Annotated in this window: 14 protein-coding genes; 6 read left to right on the forward strand and 8 right to left on the reverse strand. The window is 70.4% G+C overall.

Annotation, left to right across the window (positions count from 1 at the left end; all coding sequences use genetic code 11):
• Positions 1 to 126: 126 nt before the first annotated feature.
• The 5 genes from AC07GB_RS09650 to AC07GB_RS09670 form a co-directional block, all read right to left on the reverse strand.
• Positions 127 to 1,275: a DUF475 domain-containing protein gene (locus AC07GB_RS09650; RefSeq protein WP_478843328.1), complete on the reverse strand. Its 1,149-nt coding sequence runs from the start codon at positions 1,273 to 1,275 to the stop codon at positions 127 to 129.
• A 125-nt stretch (positions 1,276 to 1,400) separates the two neighbouring features.
• A complete protein-coding gene (locus tag AC07GB_RS09655; RefSeq protein WP_478843330.1) occupies positions 1,401 to 1,976 on the reverse strand; it encodes a TerD family protein in 576 nt (191 codons plus the stop codon).
• A 169-nt stretch (positions 1,977 to 2,145) separates the two neighbouring features.
• Positions 2,146 to 2,721 carry a TerD family protein gene (locus tag AC07GB_RS09660; protein ID WP_478843332.1) on the reverse strand — a complete coding sequence of 192 codons (576 nt, stop codon included), beginning with the start codon at positions 2,719 to 2,721 and terminating at the stop codon, positions 2,146 to 2,148.
• Between the two features lie 148 nt (positions 2,722 to 2,869).
• Entirely contained in the window at positions 2,870 to 3,337 is a 468-nt protein-coding gene (locus AC07GB_RS09665) for a peroxiredoxin (protein ID WP_030678694.1), read from the reverse strand.
• Between the two features lie 150 nt (positions 3,338 to 3,487).
• Entirely contained in the window at positions 3,488 to 3,919 is a 432-nt protein-coding gene (locus tag AC07GB_RS09670; protein WP_058845858.1) for a DUF3052 domain-containing protein, read from the reverse strand.
• A 412-nt stretch (positions 3,920 to 4,331) separates the two neighbouring features.
• On the opposite strand from AC07GB_RS09670, the gene aceE reads away from it, so the two are divergent.
• Together aceE and AC07GB_RS09680 are read left to right on the forward strand one after the other, a co-directional pair.
• Complete coding sequence (gene aceE, locus AC07GB_RS09675) at positions 4,332 to 7,079, forward strand: pyruvate dehydrogenase (acetyl-transferring), homodimeric type (protein ID WP_478843334.1); 2,748 nt, start codon at positions 4,332 to 4,334, stop codon at positions 7,077 to 7,079.
• Between the two features lie 137 nt (positions 7,080 to 7,216).
• Entirely contained in the window at positions 7,217 to 8,023 is an 807-nt protein-coding gene (locus tag AC07GB_RS09680; RefSeq protein ID WP_478843336.1) for a potassium channel family protein, read from the forward strand.
• 49 nt (positions 8,024 to 8,072) lie between these two features.
• Here the strand turns inward: AC07GB_RS09680 and AC07GB_RS09685 are convergent, their stop codons facing one another.
• Together AC07GB_RS09685 and AC07GB_RS09690 are read right to left on the reverse strand one after the other, a co-directional pair.
• On the reverse strand, positions 8,073 to 8,492 hold the full coding sequence (locus AC07GB_RS09685; RefSeq protein ID WP_478843337.1) for a peptidase inhibitor family I36 protein: 420 nt from the start codon (positions 8,490 to 8,492) through the stop codon (positions 8,073 to 8,075).
• 196 nt (positions 8,493 to 8,688) lie between these two features.
• Positions 8,689 to 10,308 carry an MFS transporter gene (locus tag AC07GB_RS09690; protein WP_478843339.1) on the reverse strand — a complete coding sequence of 540 codons (1,620 nt, stop codon included), beginning with the start codon at positions 10,306 to 10,308 and terminating at the stop codon, positions 8,689 to 8,691.
• A 126-nt stretch (positions 10,309 to 10,434) separates the two neighbouring features.
• Here AC07GB_RS09690 and AC07GB_RS09695 point away from each other — a divergent pair, with 126 nt between their 5' ends.
• From AC07GB_RS09695 to AC07GB_RS09705, 3 genes are all read left to right on the forward strand, one after another.
• On the forward strand, positions 10,435 to 11,064 hold the full coding sequence (locus AC07GB_RS09695) for a TetR/AcrR family transcriptional regulator (RefSeq protein WP_478843341.1): 630 nt from the start codon (positions 10,435 to 10,437) through the stop codon (positions 11,062 to 11,064).
• 294 nt (positions 11,065 to 11,358) lie between these two features.
• Positions 11,359 to 12,570: an alpha/beta hydrolase gene (locus tag AC07GB_RS09700; protein ID WP_478843344.1), complete on the forward strand. Its 1,212-nt coding sequence runs from the start codon at positions 11,359 to 11,361 to the stop codon at positions 12,568 to 12,570.
• A 75-nt stretch (positions 12,571 to 12,645) separates the two neighbouring features.
• A complete protein-coding gene (locus AC07GB_RS09705; protein ID WP_478843346.1) occupies positions 12,646 to 13,515 on the forward strand; it encodes a DUF4429 domain-containing protein in 870 nt (289 codons plus the stop codon).
• A gap of 4 nt (positions 13,516 to 13,519) precedes the next feature.
• On the opposite strand, the gene AC07GB_RS09710 is transcribed toward AC07GB_RS09705, so the two are convergent.
• On the reverse strand, positions 13,520 to 13,960 hold the full coding sequence (locus tag AC07GB_RS09710) for a MerR family transcriptional regulator (protein WP_478843348.1): 441 nt from the start codon (positions 13,958 to 13,960) through the stop codon (positions 13,520 to 13,522).
• Between the two features lie 111 nt (positions 13,961 to 14,071).
• Here AC07GB_RS09710 and AC07GB_RS09715 point away from each other — a divergent pair, with 111 nt between their 5' ends.
• Positions 14,072 to 14,887 carry a serine hydrolase domain-containing protein gene (locus tag AC07GB_RS09715; protein WP_478843350.1) on the forward strand — a complete coding sequence of 272 codons (816 nt, stop codon included), beginning with the start codon at positions 14,072 to 14,074 and terminating at the stop codon, positions 14,885 to 14,887.
• The last annotated feature ends 18 nt before the right edge of the window (positions 14,888 to 14,905 follow it).

The raw sequence follows: 14,905 nt of genomic DNA on the forward strand, positions 1-14,905 counted from the left end.
TCCCTCCTCCCCCCCCCCCCCCCCCCCCCCCCCCCCCCCCCCCCCCCCCCCCCCCCCCCCCCCCTCCCCCCCCCCCCCCCCCGGCCCCCCCCCCCAGTGCGGTGCTCGTGGCCGGGCCAGGGCCCGTCAGACGCCCGAGGAGACCTCGGCCTTCTCGTCCGAACCCGAGTCCCTGCCCTCGGCCGCCGCCAGCGCCTTGTTGCGGCGCACGGACGACCAGAAGGAGGCGCCGATGAGGATGACGCCGATGGAGCCGGTGATCAGCTCGTGGATCTCGTACTGGATCGTGACCAGGAGGACGGCGGCGAGGGCGCCGATGGCGTAGTGCGCGCCGTGCTCCAGGTAGACGTAGTCGTCGAGGGTGCCCTGGCGGACCAGGTAGACCGTGAGCGACCGGACGTACATCGCGCCGATGCCGAGGCCGAGCGCCATCAGGACGATGTCGTTGGTGACCGCGAAGGCACCGATGACGCCGTCGAAGGAGAACGACGCGTCCAGGACCTCCAGGTAGAGGAACATGAAGAACGCGGCCTTGCCGGACAGCTGGATCACGGAGACCTGCTTGCCCTTGGCCCTGGCCTCCTCCTCGGCCTCGTGCTCGCGCTCCTCCTCTTCCTCCAGCTTGTTCTCGAAGTAGCTGGAGAGGCCGCCCACGATGAGGTACGTGATGAGACCCGCCACGCCGGAGATCAGGACGGTCTCCGCCTTGTCGGCGTGGGTGCCGCCGTGCTGGTGCGCATGCTTGGCGAAGGTCATCGACGAGACGAGCAGGACGATGAGCGCGATGCACACCGACAGCATGTCGACCTTGCCGAGCTTGGCGAGGGGGCGCTCCAGCCAGCCGAGCCACTTGATGTCCCGGTCCTCGAAGACGAAGTCGAGGAAGATCATCAGCAGGAACATGCCGCCGAAGGCGGCGATGGACGGGTGCGCGTCCGTGACGAGCTGCTGGTACTGGTCCTTGTCGTTGAGCGCGAGCTTGACCGCTTCGATCGGGCCCATGCTCGCGCTGACGGCGACGATCACGACCGGGAAGACGAGGCGCATGCCGAAGACGGCGATGAGGATGCCGATGGTGAGGAAGATCTTCTGCCAGAAGGCATTCATCTTCTTCAGGATTCCGGCGTTGACCACCGCGTTGTCGAAGGACAGCGAGATCTCGAGGATGGACAGGATCGCCACGATCCCGAACGCCGTCCACCCCCCGAAGAGCACCGCTGCGACCAGGCCGAGCGCAGTGACTGCGAACGACCAGCCGAAGGTTTTCAGAACCACTGGCTACCCAATCGTATGTGTACGGGTCTCCCCCGCGCCGTCCCCGGCGGCTCGCGCCTTGGGGGGCTTCCCGGGAACCCTCGGGCCGACCGCGTCAGCCGTTTGAGGAGCCCGGGGAGAGTCCTTTAGGAAACATTGACTCCGAAGTCTAGAGCGATGCCCCGCAGACCGGACGCGTACCCCTGACCGACGGCGCGGAACTTCCATTCGCCGCCGTAGCGATACACCTCGCCGAAGATCATCGCGGTCTCCGTGGAGGCGTCCTCACTGAGGTCGTAGCGGGCCAGCTCCTGGCCGTCCGCCTGGTTGACCACGCGGATGAACGCGTTGCTGACTTGGCCGAATGTCTGTCCACGGTTGTCCGCGTCATGGATCGAGACGGGGAAGACGATCTTGTCGCAGTGGGCCGGGACCTTGGACAGGTCCACGATCAGCGACTCGTCGTCGCCGTCGCCCTCGCCGGTGAGGTTGTCACCGGTGTGCTCGACGGAGCCGTCCGGGCTCTTCAGGTTGTTGTAGAAGACGAACCACTCGTCGCCCAGGACCCGGCCCGACCGGCACAGCAGGGCACTGGCGTCGAGGTCGAAGGGGGCTCCGGTGGTGGAGCGAGCGTCCCAGCCGAGTCCGACCATCACCTGGGTGAGGTCGGGTGCGGCCTTGGACAGGGAGACGTTTCCTCCCTTGGCGAGTGTGACGCCCATGATGTGTCCTCCCCGGGGTGGTGCCTGCCGTTGGGCTGCCGCCCGCCCGGGGCCGGTGACCGAAGCGGTGGCCCGGGCGCGGGGCGGCGGATGGTGCGGTGCCGAGCGCGTCCGGCGCCGCACTCGGGTGTGCGGCGCCGGACGGCTCGGACTTGCGGATCTGCTCGGCTCAGACGTTGACGCCGAAGTCCTGCGCGATGCCGCGCAGGCCCGATGCGTACCCCTGGCCGACGGCGCGGAACTTCCACTCCGCACCGTGGCGGTACAGCTCGCCGAAGACCATGGCCGTCTCCGTGGAGGCGTCCTCGGAGAGGTCGTAACGGGCGATCTCCGCCTCGCCCGCCTGGTTCACCACGCGGATGAACGCGTTGCGGACCTGGCCGAAGGACTGCTGGCGGTTCTCGGCGTCGTAGATCGAGACCGGGAAGACGATCTTCTCGACGTCGGCCGGGACGCCGGCGAGGTTGACCTTGATCTGCTCGTCGTCGCCCTCGCCCTCACCGGTGATGTTGTCACCGGTGTGCTCGACGGAGCCGTCCGGGCTCTTCAGGTTGTTGAAGAACACGAAGTTCTGGTCGCTGGTGACCTTGCCCTCCGCGTTCGTCAGGATGGCGCTGGCGTCCAGGTCGAAGTCCGTACCGGTGGTGGTACGGACGTCCCAGCCGAGGCCGATGGTGACCGCGGTCAGGCCAGGCGCCTCCTTGCTCAGCGATACGTTGCCGCCCTTGCTGAGGCTGACTCCCACGAGTCCTCCCAAATAGTGTCCAGGGGCGGGGAGCCCCAGTCGTGCTTGCCATCGGATCAACGTGTGGATCCTAGTGACCGGTTCCCGGCCGCCCCAGGCTCCGCACCTGAAGAATCCCAGGGTGTCGCCCCCGGGACCACCTGCCGCCTCAGCGGCCGCCCAGCTCCTGGAGGGCCTTGACGTACTCGTTGAGGTCGCGGGCGTCGGGCAGGCCGTTCACGACGGTCCAGCGCACCACGCCGTCCTTGTCGATGATGAAGGTGCCGCGCACCGCGCAGCCCTTGTCCTCGTCGAAGACGCCGTAGGCCCGGGAGACCTCGCCGTGCGGCCAGAAGTCGGAGAGCAGCGGGTACTCGAGGCCCTCCTGCTCCGCGAAGACCCGCAGGGTGTGGATCGAGTCGTTGGAGACGGCGAGCAGCTGGGTGTCGTCGTTGACGAACTTGGGCAGTTCGTCCCGCAGCGCGCACAGCTCGCCGGTGCACACGCCGGTGAAGGCGAACGGGTAGAACAGCAGCACGACGTTCTTCCGCCCCCGGAAGTCCGCAAGCCGCACGGTTCGCCCGTGATTGTCCTTGAGCTCGAACTCCGGAGCCGTCTCGCCGACCGCAACCGTCACGAGGACCCACTTCCCTTCGGGTACGCCATTGGGGCGCCCCCAGCCTACGGCCGGCCCCCGGAACGGGAGCAGGGAGGGGAGGGCGGGGAAGACACGTGAGGCCCCCGGCGGACGGAACCGCCGGGGACCTTGCGGTGGGCCTACGGCCGGTTATCGCTTCTTGGCGGCACCCTTGGGCGTGCTGAGCCGACTGCCGTTCCAGTCCTTGCCCGCGTTGATGCTCTTGGTCTGGGACAGACCCGCCGTGGTGGATGCCTCACCGATCTCGCTGGGCTCGACGTATCCGTCCCTGCCCGTCTTCGGTGTGAGGAGCAGGATCGAGCCGCCCTCCTCCATGTACGCGATGGCATCCACCAGCGCATCAGTCAGGTCCCCGTCGTCCTCACGGAACCAGAGCACCACGGCATCAGCCACGTCGTCGTATTCCTCGTCGACGAGCTCCGTGCCGGTAGCCTGCTCGATGGCCTCGCGGAGCTCCTGGTCGACGTCGTCGTCGTAGCCGATCTCCTGGACCACCATGTCGGGCTGGAAACCCAGCCTTACGGCAAGGTTCGTCTCCGCGTGGTCCGCGGTCGCGCTCACGGATTGCCTCCTGATCATGTTTTCGGGAATGCCTTCAGCCACGCGCGTGCGCGGGGCATTGGCCGTAGTCCACACGGGCGGGACGGATCGCGCAAGTACCCGGCCGTCGAGACCGCCGAAACGGTGACGTTCCCGGCCGTGTCACCGCAACTCCCGCCACATCCGTCGGGCCCGGGAAGGGCCGCGCGGCCCTTAGGCAGGATGGGCGTATCGTTGCGATTTGACCGAGCCTACCCCAGGGTCACCAGTCAGGATCCCGGTTACCCCCCGGTAGAGATGACGTATCCACCACCGGGGTACACGATGGTGAACGTCGTACGTACCGGTACAGCACACGTACAGCGCAGAGCAGAGTCAAGGCAGAGCACGAATCCGATCGCGTGCATGCGCGACAACACAGCGAAGGAACAGCGTGGCTTCCGGATCCGATCGCAACCCGATCATCATTGGCGGTCTTCCCAGCCAGGTCCCGGACTTCGACCCCGAAGAGACCCAGGAATGGCTCGACTCCCTCGACGCCGCCGTCGACGAGCGCGGCCGTGAGCGAGCCCGCTATCTGATGCTCCGGCTGATCGAACGCGCACGTGAGAAGCGCGTCGCCGTGCCCGAGATGCGCAGCACGGACTACGTCAACACCATCGCCACCAAGGACGAGCCGTTCTTCCCCGGCAACGAGGAGATCGAGCGGAAGATCCTCAACGCGACCCGGTGGAACGCCGCGGTGATGGTCTCGCGCGCCCAGCGCCCCGGCATCGGCGTGGGCGGCCACATCGCCACCTTCGCCTCCTCCGCCTCGCTCTACGACGTGGGCTTCAACCACTTCTTCCGCGGCAAGGACGAGGGCGACGGCGGCGACCAGATCTTCTTCCAGGGGCACGCGTCACCGGGCATCTACGCCCGCGCCTTCCTGCTCGACCGACTGAGCGAACAGCAGCTGGACGCCTTCCGGCAGGAGAAGTCCAAGGAGCCCTATGGCCTCTCCTCGTATCCGCATCCGCGGCTCATGCCGGACTTCTGGGAGTTCCCGACGGTTTCGATGGGTCTGGGGCCGCTCGGTGCGATCTTCCAGGCGCGCATGAATCGTTATATGGAGGCGCGCGGCATCGCCGACACGACGAAGTCGCACGTCTGGGCCTTCCTCGGGGACGGCGAGATGGACGAGCCGGAGTCGCTCGGCCAGCTCTCGCTCGCCGCGCGCGAGGGCCTGGACAACCTCACGTTCGTCGTGAACTGCAACCTCCAGCGCCTCGACGGCCCGGTGCGCGGCAACGGCAAGATCATCCAGGAGCTGGAGTCGATCTTCCGGGGCGCGGGCTGGAACGTCGTCAAGCTGGTGTGGGACCGCAGTTGGGACCCGCTGCTCGCGCAGGACCGCGACGGCGTCCTCGTCAACAAGATGAACACGACGCCGGACGGTCAGTTCCAGACGTACGCCACGGAGACCGGCGGATACATCCGCGACCACTTCTTCGGCGAGGACCAGCGGCTGCGCGCCATGGTCGAGAACATGACCGACGACCAGGTCCTGCACCTGGGCCGTGGCGGTCACGACCACCGGAAGATCTTCGCGGCGTTCTCCGCGGCCAAGGCGCACAAGGGCCAGCCGACGGTGATCCTGGCCAAGACGATCAAGGGCTGGACGCTCGGCCCGAACTTCGAGGGCCGCAACGCCACGCACCAGATGAAGAAGCTGACCGTGGACGACCTCAAGCGCTTCCGGGACCGGCTGCACCTGCCGATCACGGACAAGCAGCTGGAGGACGGCGCGCCGCCCTACTACCACCCGGGCCGCGACTCCGAAGAGATCCAGTACATGCACGACCGCCGCAAGGGCCTCGGCGGTTACGTCCCGACCCGGGTGGTGCGCGCCAAGCCGCTTCAGCTGCCGGAAGACAAGACGTACGCGTCCGTGAAGAAGGGCTCCGGCCAGCAGTCCATCGCCACCACCATGGCGTTCGTACGGCTGCTGAAGGATCTGATGCGGGACAAGGAGATCGGCAAGCGCTTCGTGCTGATCGCGCCGGACGAGTACCGCACCTTCGGCATGGACTCCTTCTTCCCGAGCGCGAAGATCTACAACCCGCTCGGCCAGCAGTACGAGGCCGTGGACCGCGAACTCCTGCTCGCGTACAAGGAGTCGCCGACCGGCCAGATGCTGCACGACGGCATCTCGGAGGCGGGCTGCACGGCGTCGCTGATCGCCGCCGGCTCCGCGTACGCGACGCACGGCGAGCCGCTGATCCCGGTGTACGTCTTCTACTCGATGTTCGGTTTCCAGCGGACCGGCGATCAGTTCTGGCAGATGGGCGATCAGCTCTCGCGCGGTTTCGTGCTCGGCGCGACCGCCGGGCGTACGACGCTGACCGGCGAGGGGCTCCAGCACGCGGACGGCCACTCGCAGCTGCTCGCCTCCACCAACCCGGCCTGTGTGGCGTACGACCCGGCGTACGGCTTCGAGATCGCCCACATCGTCAAGGACGGCCTGCGCCGGATGTACGGCGAGACGGCCGACGGCAAGCCGGGCGAGGACGTCTTCTACTACCTGACCGTCTACAACGAGCCGATCCAGCACCCGGCCGAGCCGGCGGACGTGGACGTGGAGGGCATCCTCAAGGGCGTCCACCGCATCAAGGCCGGTGAGGGGGGCGCCGTTCCGGCGCAGATCCTCGCCTCCGGCGTCGCGGTCCCGTGGGCCCTGGAGGCCCAGCGCATCCTCGCCGACGAGTGGAACGTGAAGGCGGACGTCTGGTCCGCGACCTCCTGGAACGAGCTGCGCCGTGAGGCCGTGGAGGTGGAGCGGCACAATCTGCTCCACCCGGAGGAGGAGCAGCGCGTGCCGTACGTGACGCGCAAGCTGTCGGGGGCCGAGGGCCCGTTCGTGGCGGTCTCGGACTGGATGCGCAGCGTCCCCGACCAGATCTCCCGCTGGGTGCCGGGCACCTACCAGTCGCTCGGCGCCGACGGCTTCGGCTTCGCCGACACCCGGGGTGCGGCCCGCCGCTACTTCCACATCGACGCGCAGTCGATCGTGCTCGGGGTCCTCACCGAGCTGGCCCGGGAGGGCAAGGTCGACCGCTCCGCGCCGAAGCAGGCGATCGACCGCTACCAGCTCCTGGACGTGACGGCGGCCGACCCGGGCGCCGCGGGAGGCGACGCGTAGCGTGCTCCGCCGCGGGAGGCGACGCGTAGCGCGCCGCGCCTCTGGCATCACCCCTCACCGCGGGGGAACACCTCATCAGTGCGAAGGGCGACGGGCCTGGGGCCCGCCGCCCTTCGGGCGTTTCCTACGATGCGCTCATGGAGCATATGGCCGAGCAGCAGCAGTCGGCACAGGTCCGCTGGGAGCGCCGCACGCAACGTCCGCTGCTCGCCCTGGCCGTGGCCTTCGCCGTCGCCTATGCCGTACCGATAGTCAGGCCCGAGGCGAGCGCGTCCCTGACGAGCGCCTGCACCGGGGTGGAGTGGTTCGTCTGGGGTGCGTTCGCCGTCGACTATCTGGTGCGGCTCTTCCTGACCGGGCACCGCGCGCGGTTCGTCCGCACGCACTGGCTGGACCTGTGTGCCGTGGTCCTGCCGATGATCCAGCCGCTGCGGCTGCTCCGCCTGGTCGCGACGCTGCTCCTGGTGGGGCGGCGGGCCCGGATGGCATCACAGATACGCCTGACCACCTATGTGGTGGGGGCCGTGGTGGGCCTTCTGATGTTCGGCTCGCTCGCGGTGCTGTCCGTGGAGCGGGAGTCGCCGGACGGCAACATCAAGACCCTGGGGGACGCCGTGTGGTGGTCCTTCACCACGATGACGACCGTGGGCTACGGCGACCACGCGCCGACGACCGGGCTCGGCCGGGTCCTCGCGGTGGGCCTGATGCTCTCGGGCATCGCGCTGCTCGGTGTGGTCACCGCCAACATCGCGGCGTGGTTCATCTCCCGCTTCGAGAAGGACAACCTGGAGGAGCGGCGCCAGACCGCGGCGATCGAGGCCCTCACGGCGGAGGTGACGGCGCTGCGGGCGCAGGTCGCCGCGCTGTCCGCAGGCCCCGTGCCGCGCCAGGAGCCCGAGGGGGAGACGGCGGCCCCGCCCCTCCCCAGGCCCCACAGGCCCTGACCCGTCTCCCCGCGGGCCGGGCATCCGCGGCGCGCGGCGGCCCCGGGCCTCAGCGCTCCCAGACCTTGAACGCTCTGACGCGGTAGGGCGATTCGGGGGCCCAGGTGCCCCCGCCGGGATAGGTGTTGAACTCGGCCGTCTCGGCGCACTCCCGGGACTGATAGGCGGTGACGGGCCGACCGGTGCGGTTGGCGAGGGCCTGCGCGCTGCCCCCCTCCGGCAGCGCGACGCAGCTCTCGATGTCGACCCCGGCCAGCTCGAACACGTGCCGCGTGCCCTTGAAGCCCGCCTTCTCCCAGAGGCACAGCTCCCCGGGCCCGCACGCGCCGAGCTTGCCCGGGGGCGCGGCACCGGCCCGTGCCGGGGCTGTCGTGCCCGCCGTACCCGCATGAGCGGGGGTGAGGACCGCCGCGGCGAGGGCGGCGGCGGTGAGGGCCGTGAAGGCGGCGGTGGGCATGGTCGTACGCATGTGCGTGAACCCCCGTGTCGTATCGATCACTTGTCGCCACTTTGCGCCGCGGGCGCCGGGGGCGGGAAGGGGTTTCGGTGGGGCTCACCCTGATAGGCGAAACCCCCGCGCCGGCCGCCCGTCACCTGCGGGTGCGTCGTGGCTGGGCGCGCAGTTCCCCGCGCCCCTTTGGGGCGCTGTCCGGGCGGGGCGTCGGTCAGATGTGGCCCGCGCCTGACCCGCCCGGCTCCGCGTTCGCGCCCCGCTTGGTCAGGAGGGCGACCGCCGCCGCCAGTGCGCCGACCGCGCCCGCCACCGCGAACGCGACGCCCAGGCCCGACATGAACGTGTCGTGGACGACGTCCGTGACGCGGCCGAAGGTGCTCTCGGTCATGCCGGGGGCCTTGGCCATCTCCTCGGGCACCGATCCGGTCGAGGCCGCCTTCTCCAGGCCGGGCGGCGGGGAGCCGGTCAGCCCGGCGTCCCGCCAGTTGCCCTCCAGGTCGGAGTCCACGGTGGTGGACATGACCGCGCCGAGGACGGCCGTGCCGAGGCTGCCGCCGACCTGCATGCCGGCCTGCTGGAGGCCGCCCGCGACGCCGGACAGCTCCAACGGGGCGTTGCCCACGATGACTTCGGTGGCGCCGACCAGGACCGGCGCGAGGCCGAGGCCGAGCAGCGCGAACCACAGGGACATCGCGAGGGTGCCGGTGTTCTCCGTCAGGCTCGTCATGCCGAACATGGCGACGGCCGTGCAGACCATGCCCGTCATGAGCGGAAGGCGCGGCCCCACCCGGGTGATCAGCGCGCCCGCGACCGGCGAGGAGACGATCATCATGGCCGTCAGCGGCAGCAGGTGCAGTCCGCTGTCGACGGGGCTCATGCCGTGCACGTTCTGCAAGTAGAAGGTCACGAAGAACAGGCCGCCGAGGAAGGCGAAGGCCATCAGGACCATCAGGGCCACTCCCGCGGACAGCGGCACCGAGCGGAACAGGCCGAGCGGGATCAGCGGCTCCTTGACCCGGGTCTCCCAGAACGCGAACAGGGCGAAGCAGAGCACGGAGCCGCCGAGGAAGGCCCAGGTTTTGCCGCTGTCCCAGCCCCACGGGTCGCCCGCCTTGATGAGCCCCCAGACCAGGGCGAACATCGCGGTCGAAAGGAGCACGATGCCGAGGACGTCGAAGGACCGGGGCGCCTTCTCCGCGCGGTGGTCCTTGAGGATCACCAGGCCGAGGACGAGGGCGAGGGCGCCCACGGGCACGTTGATGTAGAAGACCGACTGCCAGCTGACGTGCTCGACGAGCAGGCCGCCGACGATGGGGCCGCCCGCGGTGGAGGCGCCGATGATCATGCCCCAGACGCCGATGGCCATGTTCAGCTTCTCGGCCGGGAAGGACGCCCGTAACAGGCCGAGCGCGGCGGGCATGAGGAGCGCGCCGAACAGCCCCTGAAGCACGCGGAAGGCGATGACGAGCGAGACGGTGTCGGACAGGCCGATCGCGCCGGATGCGGCGGCGAAGCCCACGACGCCGATGAGGTAGGTCTGGCGGTGGCCGAAGCGGTCACCGAGCTTGCCCGCCGTGATGAGGGCGACGGCGAGCGCGAGCAGATAGCCGTTGGTGATCCATTGGACGTCCGCGAGCGTGGCGTCCAGGTCCTTGGTGATCGCCGGGTTGGCCACCGCGACGATCGTGCCGTCGAGGGCCACCATCATCACGCCGATCCCGACGGATATCAGCGTCAGCCAGGGATGACCACGAAGTCCCTTGCCCCAAGCGGAGGTTGAGGTCGGTTCCGGCGGCTTGTCCGCCGCACCGACCGGAGTCTGAGTCGTCATGGACCGAGGTTAGGGTCAGCCGCTGACACTTGACAAAGAGTTTCACAAGACAGCCACTGACGTGTGGGCTCACGCTCTCCGGAGGCCGCGGGTAGGGTGAGCGGACTCCAGAGAAAAGAGAGCGGCGTGACCAGGCCCGGCTTGCGCGAACTCAAGAAGCGGCGCACCCGTGACGCCCTGCTGCGCGCGGCGCTCGAACTGTTCACCACGAAGGGGTTCGAGGAGACGACGGTCGACGAGATCGTCGAGGCCGTCGAGGTCTCCCAGCGCACCTTCTTCCGGCACTTCGCGAGCAAGCAGGAGACCGCCTTCGCCGTGCCCGAGATGGTGGAGACCCGCTTCATGCGGGCCCTGGGCGAACGCCCGCCGGAGGAGCCGCCGTTCGTGGCGCTGCGCGGCGCCGTGCTCGACTCCTGGGAGGCCATGAACGAGGCCATGGCCGAGCTGATCCCGGTCGAACTCCACATCCGTACGTACCAGATGATCGAGGCGACGCCCTCGCTGCTCGCCGTCCATCTGCACCGCTCCACCGAGCTGGAGGCGCGTGCCGCGCGCGTGCTGGCCGAGCGGGAGGGCCTCGACCCCGCGGATCCGCGCCCGCGCGTGGCGACCGCCGCGTTCGGCGGGGTCATGCGGGCGGCGGGGCGGCTGTGGGCCACCGGCGACGACGCCAGCGTCGAGTCGATCCGCGCGACCACGGAGGAGTACCTCGACCACCTGGGCGCGCTCGCGGAGGACTGGCACCGCGGCCGCTGACCCGCCCCGCGCGCAGGTGGGGTGAGCCGGCACCGGGCGCTACCGACCCCTGTCGGCGCATGCCGGTCAACGACCCCCACGGCTCACTACGTTGAGTAGCGGAGCTTGACGCTTCGTGGCATCCACAGGCCCCGCTCCCCCTTGCGCCCCACGCGCGCCATCCGTACGCCCCTTCGACGGAGCGTGACGATCCGGTACGGGGTGTGCCCGCTTTGCCGCAAATACCCAGCGTAAAACGTGATCTGCCTCACCCTGTGCACGGCGGGCTTCAGGCTTCTCCTAGGGTGTCCCGCAGTGACTTCCTTCGACTCATCCCCCCAACTCAGCATCTGGCGCGCGCTGCTCGCGCTCACCGTCGTGTTCGTCATGCTGGCGACCACCGGGTGGACCGCGGTGCGCCAGAACAGAGGCGCCGCGTCGCCGCTCGAAGCCACCCTCGCCGCCTGGGAGCGGGGGCACATCGACGGGCGCGACCTGCCCGAGGCCGGCGCGCCCGCCGACCGGCTCGCGCGGTTCTTCGCCTCGCTCACCGCGCACCAGCGCGACCGGCTCGCCGCCCGCTACCCGCTCGCGGTGGGCAACATGAACGGCGCCCCCGTACCGCTGCGCTACGAGGCGAACCGCATCGCCCTGCGGCAGGCCCGCGCGATCGAGCGGCAGCGCATGCACGACGAGAGGCTCTCGCCGGTCGGCAAGCAGGAGGCGGAGCGCAGGATGAAGCGGTTCGGCGTGATGATGCGCCCCGGCCGCCAGGTCCTCGCCTTCGACCCGATGGGCTCGGGCCGCATGGCCGAGGTCCTGGGGGACCTCGACAAGGCGCGCCGCGTGTCGGTCGTCGTGCCGGGCGTCGACACCGACGTCCTCACCTTCGAGCGGACCCAGCGCAAGTACGCGGCGCCGGTGGGCATGGCGCGGGCCCTCTACAGGGCCGAGCGGAAGGCCGCTCCCGGCACGCGGACCGCCGTGATCGCCTGGGCCGACTACACCACGCCCGTCGGGCTCGGTGTGGACGCCGCCACCTCCATGCGGGCCGACGACGGGGCCGTCCGGCTCGACTCCCTGGTGCGCGCCCTGCCGGGGCGCGCCGGCGTGGCGCTGTACTGCCACAGCTACGGCTCGGTGGTGTGCGGGGTCGCGGCGCGGCGGCTGCCCGGCCGGGTCACGGACATCGCGGTCGCGGGCAGCCCCGGGATGCGCGCGGACAACGTGTCAGGGCTCGGCACCCGCGCGCGGGTCTGGGCCGCCCGGGACAGCGACGACTGGATCCAGGATGTGCCGCACATGGAGGTCGGCGGGCTCGGCCACGGCGCGGACCCGGTGTCGGGCGGCTTCGGCGCCCGCGTGGTGTCCGCCGACCGCGCCCGGGGTCACACCGGCTATTTCGAGCCGGGCACGGATAGCCTCAGCAACTTCGCCCGGATCGGCGTCGGCGCGTACGACGCGGTGCGCTGCGCCGGTGGGGATGCGGGCTGCCACGACGGAATTTCCGGTACGACGGCGGCCTGACGCGCGTAGAAATCGGCGAAACAGCGGCCCGCCGCAGGAGAGACGGAGGAGCGCGTGCCGCATACGATGAGCCGCATGGGTGATGTACTGGCCGGTTTTCACGCCGCCTGGGAGTTCGAGCCCGACTCCGTGCTCATCCGCTTCGAACGGGGGATCCGTACGCCGAAGCTGTTCCAGGCTCTCGGCGAGCGCCGCATCCCCCTTGAGGCGATCGCGGGGGTCACGCTCACACCGGGCAAACGGGGGACGACGGTTCTGCACCTGGTCCCGAGACCAGGTGCCGATCCACTGATGGATGCCGCCGCGGGGCAGCTGAAGGACGGGGCCGACCCGTACCGCCTGGTGCTCCCGGCGGAGCGGGAGACGCTCGCCGAGTACTACGCGGACGAGCTGCGGGCCCTGCTGCCCGTCGAGGACCCGGGGGACGCGGACCGCTATCTGGTGGCCGCGCCCGAAGCGCCGTTGCAGTTCAAGGCGTACGACGGGAAGGCGTCCTTCGACGGCAAGTCGGTGGCCTTCCGCTGGTTCTGGACCGGCGCCTCGTCGGCCAAGTGGAAGGCCGGGGACCAGAGCTTCCTCGTGACCGACCTCAGCGGGGTCGAGTGGCGCTCCCCGGAGGTCTTCGAGGGGCATCTGCGCCTGCTGCGCCGCGAGACGCCGGTGGCACAGCCCGCCCAGGCCGACCAGGACCCGGCGGCGGTCGTCTTCGGGCTCGGCTACGGCCCTGTGCACGAGTCACTGCCGTTCGCCGCCGCGGTGCTCGCGGCCGTCAGGGCGTCGGGCCCGGCCCCGGTGGCGCAGAGCGCCCCCGCGGCCCCGGCGGTACGGCGCGACCCGGCCGACATCGCCGAGCGCATCCGGCACCTGGGCGAGCTGCACCAGGCGGGCCTGCTCACGGACGACGAGTTCACGGCGAAGAAGGCGGAGCTGCTGGCCGAGCTGTGAGCGGTCAGGGACGGCGGGGCTCGGCGGCCGCCTCCGCGCTGACGGCGGCCTCCGACCGCGCCACCGCGTACGAACCGATCTTGTGGTCGAGCACGGCGAGGGTGTCCTGGAGTTCCGCGATGCGCGCGCGGACGTCGCGCCGGGTCTCCTCCAGGAGGTCCTGGCGCTCGGCGAAGGTGTGGTCGCCCGCGCGCACCAGCTCCGCGTAGCGCACCATGTCCGCCACCGGCATGCCGGTCCTGCGCAGCTTGCCGAGGAAGGTCAGCCAGCGCAGGTCGCGCTCGCGGTAGCGGCGCTGGCCGGTGTGGGAGCGGTCGATGTGCGGCATCAGGCCGATCCGCTCGTACCAGCGCAGGGTGTGCGCGGTCAGGCCGGTCGCCGTGGCGACCTCGCTGATCGTGTAGTGGCTCCCGGCGGGTGCGGGCCGCGTCTCCATCACCGTCATGGCCCCACGTTATGACCTTCGAGTGCACTCCAAGCAAGGGGGTTTCCCCCGCTCCGCCGGCCCGGCCCCCCTGGCTGCCGGCGCCGCGGCGCGACGCTTACGCTCGTACGCATGCAGAGCCTGGAGCTGATCGAGAACTGGCCGGTCCCCACCGCTGCCGCCGCCGTCGTCCGCGCGGACGGCACCGTGGCCGGGACGCGCGGGCCCACCGCGCACCGCTTCGCCCTGGCCTCGGTCACCAAGCCGCTCGCGGCGTACGCGGCGCTCGTCGCGTACGAGGAGGGCGCCGTCGAGTTGGACGAGCCGGCCGGGCCCGAGGGCTCGACCGTGCGGCACCTGCTCGCGCACACCAGCGGCCTCGCCTTCGACGAGCACCAGGTGGCGGCCGCGCCCGGGACGCGGCGGCTGTACTCCAACGCCGGCTTCGAGGTGCTCGGCGACCACATCGCCAAGGCCACGGACATCCCCTTCGCCGACTATCTGCGCCAGGCCGTGCTCGAACCGCTCGGGATGACGTCCACGGGGCTCGCGGGCGGCGGGTCACCCGCCAAGGACGGGGTGTCCACCGTCGACGACCTCGTGCGGTTCGCCGCCGAGGTGCAGGCGCCGCGGCTGCTCGATCCGCGGACCGTGGCGATGGCCATGTCGGTGACGTATCCGGGCCTCAAGGGGGTGCTTCCGGGGTACGGGCACCAGAACCCCAACGACTGGGGGCTCGGCTTCGAGATCCGGGACGGGAAGACCCCGCACTGGACGGGGGCCTCGTCCTCGCCCCGGACCTTCGGGCACTTCGGGCAGGCGGGAACGTTCCTGTGGGTGGACCCCGACGCCGGGGCCGCGTGCGTGGCGCTGACGGACCGGGCCTTCGGGCCCTGGGCGGTGGAGGCGTGGCCCGCGTTCACCGACGCCGTCCTGGCCGAGGTCTGAGCCCCGGCCGTACGCGGG

The organism is Streptomyces sp. NPDC045778 (genome assembly GCF_056431945.1).

Bases quoted from the DNA above. Each gene is read 5' to 3' on its own strand.
- AC07GB_RS09655 (WP_478843330.1), bottom strand. From the start codon at position 1,976: ATGGGCGTCACACTCGCCAAGGGAGGAAACGTCTCCCTGTCCAAGGCC.
- AC07GB_RS09680 (WP_478843336.1), top strand. From the start codon at position 7,217: ATGGAGCATATGGCCGAGCAGCAGCAGTCGGCACAGGTCCGCTGGGAG.
- AC07GB_RS09685 (WP_478843337.1), bottom strand. From the start codon at position 8,492: ATGCGTACGACCATGCCCACCGCCGCCTTCACGGCCCTCACCGCCGCC.
- AC07GB_RS09690 (WP_478843339.1), bottom strand. From the start codon at position 10,308: ATGACGACTCAGACTCCGGTCGGTGCGGCGGACAAGCCGCCGGAACCG.
- AC07GB_RS09705 (WP_478843346.1), top strand. From the start codon at position 12,646: ATGGGTGATGTACTGGCCGGTTTTCACGCCGCCTGGGAGTTCGAGCCC.
- AC07GB_RS09710 (WP_478843348.1), bottom strand. From the start codon at position 13,960: ATGACGGTGATGGAGACGCGGCCCGCACCCGCCGGGAGCCACTACACG.
- AC07GB_RS09715 (WP_478843350.1), top strand. From the start codon at position 14,072: ATGCAGAGCCTGGAGCTGATCGAGAACTGGCCGGTCCCCACCGCTGCC.